The 13,731-nt window shown below is 51.5% G+C and carries 11 protein-coding genes; 9 read left to right on the top strand and 2 right to left on the bottom strand.

Annotation, left to right across the window (positions count from 1 at the left end; all coding sequences use genetic code 11):
- The first annotated feature begins 7 nt into the window (after positions 1–7).
- The 9 genes from H6G21_RS07960 to H6G21_RS07920 all read left to right on the top strand — a co-directional run bounded on the left by H6G21_RS07960 (position 8) and on the right by H6G21_RS07920 (position 12,146).
- Complete coding sequence (locus H6G21_RS07960) at positions 8–2,035, top strand: response regulator (protein ID WP_190572415.1); 2,028 nt, start codon at positions 8–10, stop codon at positions 2,033–2,035.
- A gap of 690 nt (positions 2,036–2,725) precedes the next feature.
- On the top strand, positions 2,726–3,244 hold the full coding sequence (locus H6G21_RS07955; RefSeq protein WP_190572413.1) for a phycocyanin subunit beta: 519 nt from the start codon (positions 2,726–2,728) through the stop codon (positions 3,242–3,244).
- Positions 3,245–3,374: 130 nt separating this feature from the next.
- On the top strand, positions 3,375–3,863 hold the full coding sequence (gene cpcA / locus H6G21_RS07950) for a phycocyanin subunit alpha (protein WP_190572410.1): 489 nt from the start codon (positions 3,375–3,377) through the stop codon (positions 3,861–3,863).
- Positions 3,864–3,980: 117 nt separating this feature from the next.
- Positions 3,981–4,802: a phycobilisome linker polypeptide gene (locus H6G21_RS07945; RefSeq protein WP_190572408.1), complete on the top strand. Its 822-nt coding sequence runs from the start codon at positions 3,981–3,983 to the stop codon at positions 4,800–4,802.
- A 392-nt stretch (positions 4,803–5,194) separates the two neighbouring features.
- Positions 5,195–6,064 carry a phycobilisome rod-core linker polypeptide gene (locus H6G21_RS07940; protein ID WP_190572406.1) on the top strand — a complete coding sequence of 290 codons (870 nt, stop codon included), beginning with the start codon at positions 5,195–5,197 and terminating at the stop codon, positions 6,062–6,064.
- A gap of 34 nt (positions 6,065–6,098) precedes the next feature.
- Entirely contained in the window at positions 6,099–6,362 is a 264-nt protein-coding gene (locus tag H6G21_RS07935) for a phycobilisome linker polypeptide (protein WP_190572404.1), read from the top strand.
- 323 nt (positions 6,363–6,685) lie between these two features.
- Positions 6,686–9,493, top strand: coding sequence for a preprotein translocase subunit SecA (secA, locus tag H6G21_RS07930; RefSeq protein ID WP_190572402.1), 2,808 nt, complete (start codon positions 6,686–6,688; stop codon positions 9,491–9,493).
- Between the two features lie 306 nt (positions 9,494–9,799).
- Positions 9,800–10,585, top strand: a complete 786-nt coding sequence (locus H6G21_RS07925) for an SDR family oxidoreductase (RefSeq protein WP_190572399.1) — start codon at positions 9,800–9,802, stop codon at positions 10,583–10,585.
- A 91-nt stretch (positions 10,586–10,676) separates the two neighbouring features.
- The gene (locus H6G21_RS07920) at positions 10,677–12,146 is read left to right on the top strand and encodes an NAD(P)/FAD-dependent oxidoreductase (RefSeq protein WP_190572494.1); all 1,470 of its coding nucleotides are present in this window, start codon (positions 10,677–10,679) and stop codon (positions 12,144–12,146) included.
- Between the two features lie 68 nt (positions 12,147–12,214).
- On the opposite strand, the gene H6G21_RS07915 is transcribed toward H6G21_RS07920, so the two are convergent.
- Positions 12,215–12,700, bottom strand: a complete 486-nt coding sequence (locus H6G21_RS07915; protein WP_190572397.1) for a 2Fe-2S iron-sulfur cluster-binding protein — start codon at positions 12,698–12,700, stop codon at positions 12,215–12,217.
- 44 nt (positions 12,701–12,744) lie between these two features.
- Complete coding sequence (locus H6G21_RS07910; protein WP_190572396.1) at positions 12,745–13,704, bottom strand: hypothetical protein; 960 nt, start codon at positions 13,702–13,704, stop codon at positions 12,745–12,747.
- Between the last annotated feature and the right edge of the window lie 27 nt (positions 13,705–13,731).

Here is a 13,731-nt window from a genome sequence, read left to right as displayed (position 1 = left end):
GTTCTTGATGCGAATTTTATTGGTGGAGGATGATCCAACCGTTAGTAAACTCCTGACCCAGCGATTGTTGGAACATCACTATGCGATCGATGGGGTCGCAGATGGGCTGTCTGGGTGGGAGTACGCTTCAACCTATGAATATGATTTGCTCATTCTGAACGTAGAATTGCCCCAGTTAGACGGGATCAGCCTATGCCAACGCCTCCGGGCTACAGGAGACACCACCCCAATTTTATTGCTCGCAGCCCAAAATACGGCCATTGCTCGCATCACAGGGTTAGATGCCGGGGCCGATGACTATGTCACCAAACCCTTTGACGAAGCTGAACTGATTGCCCGCATTCGAGCCCTCCTCCGACGGAGCAGCAGTAATCCGTTGCCCATCCTGATTTGGGGGGATCTGTGGCTCAATCCCAGCAATTGTGAAGTAACTTACCAAGGGCAACTCCTGAATCTCAGTGCGAAGGAATATGCCCTGCTGGAATTAATGCTGCGTGAAAGCCATCATGTTTTCAGCAACGAAGAGATTTTAGAAAGTCTGTGGTCATCAGCGGAATTTCCGGTCGATGCGACCGTGCGATCGCACATTCGGCGACTCCGACAAAAGTTGACAGCGGTGGGGGCTCCGCCGGATTTGATTTCCACGGCCCACGGACGCGGTTACTACCTGAAACCGATGGACACACCGTCGATCGAAGAGTCGCTCCAGGAAACTCTGGTACCTGCTTTAAGTGCCACGGGCCCTTGGAGTCAATTAGAAACGACAGATCCATCGACCAACAATGGACACCGTTCCAGTTCCTCCCTTTGGGCAGTGCCTCGCCCTCCCCAGGAGCCCCTAGCCGATCGCCCCAACCCACAACAGCAATACCAAACCTTACTCGATCAAATTTGGTTGGAAAGCCAAGCCAAGATTCGTGAACAGTTTCAGATGCTGCAAGAAGTGGTCTCCGAATTACAGGATCACCCCTTGCGGCCTCATCAACAGGAACAAGCCAACCGCGCAGCCCATACCCTAGCGGGAACCTTGGGAACGTTAGGACGATTTGCAGGCATGGAAATTGCACGGGAACTGGAACAGTGGCTCCATAGTGACGTGGTCTTGGAAACGGACGATGCCAGCCATTTACAAACTCTCGTGGATCAACTGGGCCAAACCCTCGATTCATCCCTCACCGACTCCACTCCCACGATCGCAACGGATTGTTTACTCATCGTTGATCCCGATTCCCACATGCAGGAGAAATTAGCGCGGTTGGGGATTCAGCAAGGACTCCAGACCAAAATCTTTGGGACTCTGGCCGAGGCCCAAGCTTGGCTCCAACAACAACAAGCCCCTAAAGCTTACGCCTCCCATCCCGCGTCTGATTGCACACCCACAGGGCTGATTTTGGGTTGTGTCCCGACAGCACGGGGTATAGGTCTCGACCCCGCTTCAGAGAGTCTGGCCTTTTTAAAGGAATTTGCGCTGCAGTATCCTACGGTGCCTACGGTGGTACTTGCCAATGTCAACACCTGTGATGAGCGGCTAGAAATTATTCGCCAGGGTGGAACTTGTATTCTGTCACGGCTCTCATCCCCCCAAAGTATTCTCAATGCAGTGCGGGCGACGTCTCAGCAACGCCATTTACCCCCCGAAACTCGTATTTTGTTAGTGGATGATGATCCGATCGTGTTACGCACCCTCACCACTCAACTGCAATCGTTGGGACTTTCAGTCTCTACCTTGAATGATGCCCAACAACTTTGGAGCGTTTTAGAAACAATTCAGCCCGACGCAGTGGTACTCGATATTCAGATGCCCGGCATGAGCGGATTGGAACTCTGCCAAGTTCTACGCAGTGATCCACGCTGGCAACGGTTACCCGTTATCTTCCTGACCGTTTTTGCAGATTCTCGCACCCAGCATCAGGCATTTTTAGTCGGGGCCGATGATTACCTGTGTAAACCGGTTGCAGGCATTGATCTATTCGATCGGATTTTTAATCGATTAAAGCGTGTTAACGCTTGTACCCAATCCGAAACAAGTCACTAGAGAAAAAAGATTTACATTAGGACAACGTCCTTGAGTCTGCCTTAATTGCAACTTTTTCCGATGGATGACAGCTTAATTTCGACTTTACTGTGACCCAAATTGTGAAGGAATACAACAATGACCAAAAACTAATCAATCATTCTTCACATTGTTATGGTTGACTGTTACATTCATTCTTCAGCAGGAACCCCCTAACCGTTGCCGATCTCCGGCCCCATAGACTGATATGTAAACTCGAAAACGATAATCTCCTACAGGAAAGGAGATCCTTTGGCAAGCTATTTAGCCAACAAATGAGGTGGGGCACACATTCCTTGCAGCCAAGCAGGATCAATTACGATACACAGACCCTGTTAGACTTTACAAATTTACACAATGTTTCTCATTAAATTGCACATCGATTGCACAAACAACCTGATTAAATCAAAATCACCTGGTTAAGAACCAACTTGAACTCTGAGCTCTGCTAAGCCAGAGTCCAAGTTCCTCAAGTGACTTTTTGTTAAGTTATGTCTATGATACCACTTTTGTGGTGCTTGTTTGTATGTTTGCTCACAGTTTTGAGTCTTTCACGGCTCCAGCCCTGGGCTACACCGTCAAATAAGCCTTGCCAGTGGGAATAGACAGAAGACACTGGGGGAGTTTTGGGGAGGCTAGGGTATAAACGCCTTTAAATAGGGAGAAAATTGCATGTTAGATGCATTTACAAAAGTAGTTGCTCAAGCAGATGCTCGTGGTGATTATGTTAGCGATGCTCAAATCGATGCATTGCTGGCTATGGTGAAAGATGGCCCGAAGCGGATGGATGTGGTTAACCGCATTACGGGTAATGCGTCTACGATTGTTGCGAATGCAGCTCGTGCATTGTTCGATGAACAGCCTCAACTGATTGCACCGGGTGGGAATGCCTACACCAACCGTCGGATGGCTGCTTGCTTGCGCGATATGGACATCGTTCTGCGCTATGTGACCTACGCTGTGTTCACTGGCGATGCTAGCGTTCTGGACGATCGCTGCCTGAACGGTCTGCGCGAAACCTACTTGGCTCTGGGTGTGCCCGGTGGTTCCGTTGCTGAAGCTGTCAACAAAATGAAGGCTACGGCAATCGGCATTGCTAACGATCGCGCGGGTGTAACCCAAGGCGATTGCAGCTCCTTGATGGCTGAACTGGGTGGCTACTTCGATCGCGCTGCTGCTGCTGTCGGCTAGAAACCGAGGTTTCTAGAGGCCCTCAAAGTATTCCTTATTTGGTTTACGACATTTCTGTCCAGTGATGTGAGCTTGATAGAGCTCGCACTGGGTAATGTGCAAACATTTCATTAAGAGGCTTTAGTCGAATATGAAAACTCCCCTTACCGAAGCAGTTGCTGCAGCAGATTCTCAAGGACGTTACCTCAGCTCCGTTGAACTGCAAGTTGCATTTGGTCGCTACCGTCAAGCTGCTGCTAGCTTAGAAGCTGCGAAAGCACTCAGCAGCAAAGCTAAGTCCTTGGCTGATGGTGCAGCAAACGCTGTTTACCAACGCTTCCCCTACACCACCACCATGTCGGGCAACAACTTTGCTTCTACCCAACGCGGTAAAGACAAGTGCGCTCGTGACATCGGTTACTACATCCGCATGGTCACCTACTGCCTGATCGCTGGTGGTACTGGCCCCATGGATGACTACCTGATCGCAGGTGTCGCTGAAATCAACCGGATCTTCGACCTGTCTCCTAGCTGGTACGTTGAAGCCCTGAAGTATGTCAAGGCTAACCATGGTCTGTCTGGAGATCCCGCTGTTGAAGCGAACTCCTACATCGACTACGCAATCAACGCCCTGAGCTAAGGGTTAGTTCCTGCCCAGAATGTTGGATGGCTGTTGGTGTAGCGCATAACGCTGCATCGTCAGGTAGCCAATGTTCTGGGCAAGCTTTTTCTAAAGCCAATTTTTCAGGAGCTTATCATGACCAGTTCAATGACGGCTCAACAACTCGGTATTGAACCCTTTGTCTCTTCTTCGCCGACGGAACTCCGAATGAACGCGACGGAAGATGAAGTTCAAGCCGTGATTTGTGCTGCTTACCGTCAGGTGTTCGGTAATGAACATTTGATGCAGTCGGAGCGGTTGGTTGGTGCGGAATCCCTGCTGCGTCGGGGAGATATCAGTGTTCGGGACTTTGTGCGAACCCTGGCAAATTCAGAACTGTATCGCCAAAAGTTTTTCTACTCTACCTCGCAATTGCGATTCATTGAATTGAACTTCAAGCATTTGCTAGGTCGTGCGCCTTACAATCAGGCTGAGATTTCTGAACATGTGAATCTCTACATTGATCATGGCTATGAAGCTGAGATCAATTCTTACTTGGATTCCCAGGAATATCAGACGAATTTTGGCGACATGGTTGTGCCCTATCATCGGGGATTCAGCACCCAAGCGGGCCACACGACGATCGGGTTTAATCGCCTGTTCCAACTGTATCGCGGTTATGCCAACAGCGATCGGGCCCAGGGGAACGTGCGTCGGGGGGGTGCCCTCAGTCAAGAAGTCGCTCTGAATCTGGCGAGTCCCTTGCGGCCAGCCACCTTAGGGGGTGAACTGACGGGTAACACCGGCGGCGATCGTAACCAACTCTATCGCATCCGTGTTAATCAAGCAGCCAGCAGTCGGACGACTCAAATTCGTCGGAGTATTAGTGAATACCTCGTCCCCTACGAACAGTTGTCGGCTTCGCTGCAACGGTTGAATCAACGGGGTAGTCGAGTTTTGAGCGTTTCCCCTGCTTAAATGGAAATAGGGTTCCATCCTCTGTCAGTCAGCATTGCCACGGAAGGCACTCAGAACATCATCATTGATATCAATGACAGTCCTATGGAGTGTTCTTGATATTGTTATGCTAAAGGTGTTCTTTGCCATTCTTTGGCGGCATGATGCTTATCAATTATTCCGCATTATTAATGCACATAGCAGGGTATTAAGTTTGTCTAGTTTGTCAATCAATTAGTTATTGTCTGATTGAATCGACTGCTGCGTTGATAATCATTCACTTAATTTGATGATTGGACAAACCCAGTGGGCTCATTGATACCTTGCATGTTCAGTGCGCATTATATCGCGTCATGACACCATGGGATTGGCAGTGGATGAACCGTTGAATTGTGTTTTAAGGAGAATACGCTGTGGCAATTACAACTGCTGCATCTCGCTTGGGAAGTGCGCCCTTTAGTGACGCTTCGCCGATCGAGTTGCGTCCTAACTTTACGGCAACCGACGCAAAAGTCGTCATCAATGCGATTTACCGTCAGGTTTTGGGCAATGATCACCTGATGGCCTCGGAGCGTTTGACCGCGCTGGAGTCCCTCTTGGTGAATGGCCAATTAACGGTTCGCGAATTCGTGCGCGCCTTGGCTAAATCCGAGCTCTACAAGAACAAGTTCCTCTATCCGCACTTCCAAACCCGCGTGATCGAGCTGAACTTCAAACATCTGCTGGGACGGGCTCCCTATGATGAAGCGGAAGTGATTGAACACCTCGATCGCTACCAAAACGAAGGGTACGATGCGGACATCGATTCCTTCATTGATTCCAATGAATACGATGCCAGCTTTGGGGACAACATCGTACCTTACTATCGGGGATTTTCCACCCAAACTGGCCAGAAAATGGTTGGTTTCACCCGGATGTTCAAACTGTATCGTGGCTATGCGACCAGCGATCGCTCCCAAGTGGGTGGGGCTTCGTCGCGTCTAGCAACGGAACTGGCTCGCAATTCTGCCTCGGCAGTCGTCAGCCCTTCGGGTGCAGGTGCTGGGTTCTCTTACAAACCAGCGACTCGGAGCGTTGCGCCCAGCCGAGCCTTTGCAGTCCCGATGTACGGAACCGGAACTCGACTGTACCGCATCGAAGTATCGGGCATTTCCCTGCCTCGCTATCCTCGAGTGCGTCGTAGCAACACCGAATTTGTGGTGCCCTACGATCAATTGTCGAGCACACTCCAACGCATTAACCAATTGGGCGGCAAAGTAGCCAGCGTAACCCTCGCTCAATAAGTTTAGTCCTCAGCGTATTCAGGAGGTTATTTGCATGCTTGGACAATCTGTTCTCACCCGAGCTTCTAGCACCACGTCCAACAATCGCACCTTTGTGTATGAAGTGGAAGGGCTACGGCAGAGTGAGCAAACTGCCCAAAACAACCACGAAATTCGCAAGAGCAGCACAACGTTGATTCAGGTGCCCTTTAACCGGATGAACGAAGTGATGCAGCGGATTAACCGTCTTGGCGGCAGAATTGTAGCCATTCATGCTGGCCCCGATGCGGCAAACGCCCAAGGGGAATCCGACAACTAGTCCGACAACTAGTGAGAGGGTACTCTCATCAGTTCAACCATCAGCTCAAAGCTGCTACTGATTGCTAGTAGTCCGTCATTCAGAGTTGCAATCTAAAATCAGTGGGAAAAACTTCTGGATATTTTTAATGTCTTGGAGTTATCCCACTTTTATTGCTTTTTGCACAGGGAGTGGGCCGAGTTCTGCTTGAGTGCGGTCATCTCTACCGTTCCCAAGGGAAACGAAGTGATAGGATTGAGAGACTTGGGTTTCCTGGAAACTCGAGCCTCTATGCGCCATCGCATCAGAAGAATCCACTTGATAAACGGTCACTAGTCTCCGCCATGCTGAAAGCTCTTTTGGGCGACCCCAATGCCCGTAAGCTCAAAAAGTTCCAACCGATCGTTACAGAAATCAAACTCCTAGAAGAGGAGATCGCTCCCCTGTCGGATCAGGAACTCGTGGCGAAAACGGCAGAGTTTCGGCAGCGACTGGACAAGGCCAAAAACGACAACGAGCGCAAACAGATGCTCGACGATCTGTTGCCCGAAGCCTTCGCCGTCGTGCGGGAGGCCGGGAAGCGTGTCCTGGGAATGCGCCACTTTGATGTGCAGATGCTGGGCGGTATCGTTCTGCACAATGGCCAAATTGCTGAAATGAAGACCGGGGAAGGCAAAACCCTAGTATCCACCCTGCCTGCTTACCTCAACGCCCTGACGGGACGGGGGGTGCATGTGGTGACGGTGAATGATTACCTGGCTCGCCGGGATGCAGAATGGATGGGACAGGTGCACCGCTTCCTCGGGTTGAGCGTAGGGCTGATCCAGCAGAGTATGACTCCGGAGGAACGGCGACGCAACTATGCCTGCGACGTCACCTATGCCACCAACAGCGAATTGGGATTTGACTACCTGCGGGATAACATGGCGACCTCGATGCAGGAGGTGGTGCAGCGCCCCTTCAATTACTGCGTCATCGATGAAGTGGATTCCGTCCTGATTGATGAAGCCCGCACCCCGCTGATTATTTCCGGTCAAGTGGAGCGTCCCACGGAGAAATACATGGGCGCGGCAGAAGTCGCCTTACGGATGAATAAGGATGACCATTACGAGGTAGATGAGAAGCAGCGGAACATTCTCCTCACCGACGAAGGCTTCATCGAGGCAGAACAACTCCTAGGCGTCAAAGATCTGTTTGATCCCAAAGATCCCTGGGCGCACTACATTTTCAATGCCATCAAGGCAAAAGAACTGTTTATCAAAGATGTGAACTACATCGTCCGCAATGATGAAATTGTCATTGTGGATGAGTTTACCGGGCGGGTGATGCCGGGTCGGCGCTGGAGTGATGGCCTGCACCAAGCGATCGAAGCCAAAGAACGGGTGGAAATCCAAAACGAAACCCAGACCCTGGCCAGCATCACCTACCAAAACTTCTTCCTGCTGTATCCCAAGTTAGCCGGAATGACGGGAACCGCCAAAACGGAAGAAGCGGAATTTGAAAAAATCTACAACCTGGAAGTAACGATTATTCCCACCAACCGCACCCGGCAGCGGAAGGATCTCTCTGATGTGGTGTACAAAACGGAGCCAGCCAAGTGGCAAGCGATCGCCCAGGAATGCGCTGAAATGCACGAAAGCGGGCGACCTGTGCTGGTGGGCACCACTAGTGTGGAAAAATCGGAACTGCTCTCCGGTTTGCTGGCGGAACTGCGGGTGCCCCATAACCTGCTGAACGCCAAACCTGAAAATGTAGAACGGGAATCGGAAATTGTCGCTCAGGCCGGACGCAAAGGCCAAGTGACGATCGCAACCAACATGGCCGGTCGGGGAACGGACATCATCCTGGGTGGGAACTCCGACTATATGTCGCGGTTAAAAATTCGGGAGTATTTCATGCCCCGGATTGTTGCGCCGGAAGATGACATGGACTTTGCCGGACAGGGCTTTGTCCCCGGTGGTCGCGAGGGTGGCCAAGGCTTTGGGGCTGGACGCAAGGTGAAAACCTGGAAAGCCAGTCCTGAAATTTTCCCGATCGAAATTTCTAAGGAAGCGGAAGATCTGCTGCGAGCTGCCGTTGATCTCGCTGTGAAGGAGTACGGCGAACGCAGCCTAGCGGAACTGGAAGCGGAAGATAAGATCGCCACGGCAGCGGAAAAAGCACCTACGGAAGACCCGGTGATCCAAGCCCTGCGGAAAGCCTATAAAAAGATTCGCGGTGAGTACGATAGCTTCACCGATCGGGAACACGAAGAAGTGGTCAACCTAGGGGGGCTGCATGTAATCGGGACAGAGCGGCACGAATCCCGCCGGATCGATAACCAGTTGCGCGGTCGGGCTGGGCGGCAGGGTGACCCCGGTACCACCAAGTTCTTCCTGAGTTTGCAGGACAACCTGTTGCGGATTTTTGGCGGCGATCGGGTGGCAGGCTTGATGAATGCCTTCCGCGTGGAAGAAGATATGCCGATCGAGTCAGGAATGCTCACACGATCGCTGGAAGGGGCGCAGAAGAAGGTTGAAACCTACTACTACGACATCCGGAAGCAGGTCTTTGAATACGACGAAGTGATGAACAACCAGCGGAAAGCCATTTACGCCGTCCGTCGTCGGGTGCTCGAACAACAAGACCTGAAGGAATTGGTGATTGAATACGCCGAACGCACCATGGATGACATCGTGGAAGCGTATATCAATCCCGAACTGCCCTCCGAAGAATGGGAACTGGACAAGCTGGTGTCCAAAACCCAGGAGTTTGTCTATCTGCTCGCAGATCTCAAACCTGAGCAATTAATCGACCTGTCCATGGCAGAAATTAAGACCTTCATGCATGAGCAGATCCGGATTGCCTACGACCTCAAGGAAGTGGAAATCGATCAACTCCAGCCCGGTCTAATGCGCCAAGCAGAACGATTCTTCATCCTGCAACGGATTGATACCCTCTGGCGGGAGCACCTGCAAGGGATGGACGGCCTGCGGGAGTCAGTGGGGCTGCGGGGCTATGGCCAAAAGGATCCATTGATTGAATATAAGAGCGAAGGCTACGAATTGTTCTTGGAAATGATGATCAACATCCGCCGTGATGTAGTGTACTCGTTGTTCCAGTTCAATCCCCAACCCCAAGTAGAAGTGGAAGAGACTTCGGAAGTGGTTTAGACTCCAGAACCTGAAAGATCTCTTCTTGATCCCTCTCCAGCACTGGCAGAGGGATTTTTTAATCGGCAATATTTATCGGCAATATTTATTGGTGATATTTATCGGTGATAAATATCACCAATAAATATTGCCCATGGTTACAACCCATGGTTACAGCCATTGATTTGTTGAGGTCATCGATCGCCATCGAACCATAGACTTTGGGCACCCACTCACTAGAATTCTGGCCAATTGACCTTTGGGAAATCGAGGGTTGGTATGATCGACAATGGTTGATGGTTAACAACACAAATTTCCCCCAGATTTATGGCGTTGAAACAGGTTTTAGTCACAGGGGCCACCGGGCGCACAGGAGCCCTCGTTTTGCAAAAACTCTTGCAACATCCCGAGGAATTTAATGCCTTTGGCTTTGCCCGATCGCAAGCCAAGGCTCAGGATCTCTTTGGTTCCGTCGATCGCTTCTTTTTCGGGGATATTACCGCCAAGGACACCCTCACCGCTGCCCTCGAGGGTTGCCACTGCCTAGTCATCCTGACCAGTGCGACTCCCCGCATGAAAGCGCCCCCTGCGCCCGGAGAACGACCAGAGTTTGAATTTGAACCAGGGGGAATGCCCGAAGCCGTTGATTACCAAGGTCAGATCAACCAAATTGACGCCGCGATCGCCGCTGGGGTGCAGCACATTGTCCTAGTTGGCTCCATGGGCGGCACCCAGGAAAACCATCCCCTCAATAAACTGGGACAGGGCAATATTTTGATTTGGAAACGCAAGGCAGAAGCGTACTTAATCGACGCTGGGATTGGCTCTGGCGTTGACTATACGATTATTCGCGCCGGGGGCTTGCTGGATCAACCCGGTGGAGTGCGGGAATTGCTAGTGGGGAAAGATGATGTGTTGCTCACCCAAGCCCCCAACGGTATTGCGCCCTCGATTCCCCGTGCCGATGTGGCGGAAGTAGTGGTGCAGGCGCTGCGCTGCCCCACTGCCAAAAACAAAGCCTTTGATGTGATTTCTAAGCCCGAGAACGATGCGACCGCGATCGTCACCACGGACTTTGCCCCACTGTTTGCCCAAACCACGCCAGATCTGTAGTCTCGAACCCGGTCTGTAGTCTCGAGTCTCAATCCAGTCCGCATCGATCGTCACAGAGTCCCTAGGCCGATTGTCGTCATTAAGTTGCTCTATGCAAGTTGTCATTATCGGGGCGGGGCCAGCGGGGTTACTGCTAGCCCATCGGTTACTCGCCCGATCGCCCCACTACCAAATCACGATTTACGACCAGCGCAGTGATCCGCGATTGGCCGATTCCCCAGCGAATTCATCCACGCATTCATCCGATCGCGCCTTTGTCATTAGCCTAACGGAACGGGGCCAAGCCCACCTGAAGGCGATCGAAGGACTGTGGCCAGCGGTATGCCAACGGGGAATGGTAATTCGGCAAACCGGAGTCTATTCCCAAAAACTAAAGCAATGGAAAACCTTCCAACGCAGTTCCGATCCGGAAAAATTTAGCCTCCTGATTAATCGCAATCACCTGTGTATTGCCCTGTTAGACACCCTGGAGCAATGCCTGGAAAAACACCCCGATCGCCAAGTCAAACTGATTTTTAATGCAACTTGTCGTGAGATTGATCTGAAGCAACGGCAACTGACGATCGTTCAGGCTGCCCCGCAAGCTGACCAGAAAGCTAACCCGCAAGCCGACCAGAAAGCCGACCAGAACATTGTGCAGCAATCCTACGATTTACTAGTCGGTGCGGATGGCGTCCATTCTGGGGTGCGCAATGCCTTCCTGAAACAACCGGGCTTCGACTTCCACCAGTCCTACTTCAACGCCGTTTGGAAAGTCCTGCATGTCCCCCGGCCAGCGGAATTTTCCAGCGATACGTCCTACTTTTTCCGCCAAACAATTTCCCTTCCCGGTCAGCCTCCCAATCAATTCTCCGGTGCTGCAATTCCCGAATTAGACGATCGCCTCTGCGTCCTGATGTTTTGGCAGCAAGCATCCGATCGCGCGATCGGCAATCCGCCGGGAATCGCCAGTCCACAGGATTTTCAAACACAAATGGCTGAACAGTGGTTACCGGGTTTAGCGATCGCCGATGCCACGGCCCAAGCGCTATTCAACCAGCGGCCTTCCAGCATTGTCGAAACTCGCTGTAGCCGCTACCACGATACCCCCGGCCAAGCAGTACTGATCGGGGATGCCGCCCACGGCATGTCCTCCGCCCTAGCCCAGGGGTGCCAAGCAGCCTTTGCCGATGTCGTGGCCCTCGATCGCCTGTTACAAAGTGAGGCGGATCATCTGCCCACGGTACTCTCCCAATATTCCACCCAGCAGGTCAAGGAAGGCCATGCCATTACGGACTTGAATGCCCATTTGCGCCCCCAAGCCAAAGGGTTGTCCTTGATCTTTAACCTTGCCATGGGCCTGCAAAGTCAACTCAGCCGCTGGTTTCCTGGTTGGATCAGTCCGCCCCTCTTTAGCCTGCTGGCCCAACCGGAAATTTCCTACGCTGAAATTGCCCACCGTTTTCGCTTCTGGATTCGCCTGATTCGCTGGTCGAATCGTCAATATCAATCCCGTCTTGAGTCCCGTCTTGAATCCCGTCTTGAATCCCGTCTTGAATCCCAAGCTGCATCTCAGAGCTAGCAATTTTGGAGACTTACATCAAAACTGCAAGTCTCCAAGCGAGGGCGATGCGGTGGGCTAGGAAGACTCTACAGACCCGACGAGTTGGCGAAATAGTCGCCCATGTTGAAGCTGTTGTTGTCTTCGATCGCCTTTAGGGTCGATCGGGTAATCAACTTCCCGGCCTCCACCAGCACCTTCCCGGTCAGTGGGTGCAGTAAATCCTGCTCCGCCCGACGACCGATCAAATCTTCAATATCCTTAATCGAATTAATGTACATCCCCGGTGGCAGTTCCACCACTACCCCGTTATCCAATACTCTTGCTTGGCAGGCCAGACGGGAATTCGGCTGACAGGAGGTAATCACTTCCAACGTCCGCTGTTCCCGACGATTCATCCCAGACAGCTTATCCATGCCATCTTTCACGTAAATGTGGCAGGTAGCGCACATCCCTCGCCCACCGCATTCTCGTAACACATCGAGATCTTTGCTAATTAGAACGGAAAGAAGATTCCCGTTGGTTTCCACCGAGGTTTCCTGGGAAATGGGTTCAAGACGGACAACTTTGGCCATGGGATCTCCTGGAATAGGCTGTATTAATTTTAAGAAATATAAATTTAAGTCAACAATCGGGATTGTGCGTAACCACCGGAACTTTGCTGTTTAACTAGCAGCGGAAAATCGCGAATGACACGCGAACATTGGTTGATAAACGCCTTAGCCCACTGTTGCATGTCATTAATTTCGGCCTCACTCATGGGCTGGACAACTTGTTTGGCGTCTCCGTTAAAGCTGAGATGAGCAGTGCGATCGATCGAGAACTGTTGCAGCCAAGGTACATCAGGCCGCGATCGGGACAGATGGTTCGCAATAATAGCGTTCCCCAAATATTGCGTTGCAATCTGACTCAGTTCATTAAACGCTTCAATTTGCTCTTGCAAACGAATTGCGCCCTGCACTGTGGGAGGAGCGGATTGCGGCTTCTGGGATACGTCGGGGCGAGGCGTTACCACCGCGTTAGAAGGCGCTGGGAGGCTGGGCTGCGATGACACAGCACGAGTAGGCAGAATGGCTTCTGGCAGGATGGCTTCCGGCAGGATAACCTCCGGGATGACTCTTGGCAGACCAGCATCAGAGGAAACGACTGAAGCGACGGAGGCAGGCTGAGCAGGGGGTAGGATTTGTTCTGTAATCTCTCGAAACTGCGCGATCGCCCCTTCACGACTGGTTTGCACCCACCCTAATAAAGGATCTAAGACTCCCTGATAGTGGACTGGTTTCAGTTGCGGTTGGGTCAGAATCAAAACCGTTGCGGTATTCACAAATCGGTAAATATGGATCCGATAGGTCTGAAACTGTAACTCAAATTCTTTAATGGAATCGGGCATCGTCGCCAAAATTTGTCGCAATCCCTGTTCCAGAACTGTGGTTTGCTGGAGATGGAACGGAGTTTCGATGCCACAGAAATAGAGGGGAGACTGTCTATCTAATAAAGCAATCCCCAGAATTCCTGGTACATTCAGAAAATCCTTCACAATCTCTGGTTTCATACCGCTGTTACGTTTTGTTGCATTCATTAGCTACACAGCCCATCGCTCCGATAT

The sequence above is a fragment of the Alkalinema sp. FACHB-956 genome, assembly GCF_014697025.1.
In the GTDB taxonomy this organism is placed as follows: domain Bacteria; phylum Cyanobacteriota; class Cyanobacteriia; order Leptolyngbyales; family Leptolyngbyaceae; genus Alkalinema.
Note: the sequence above shows the minus strand (reverse complement) of the source record. Positions and strands in the feature narration are given on the sequence as shown.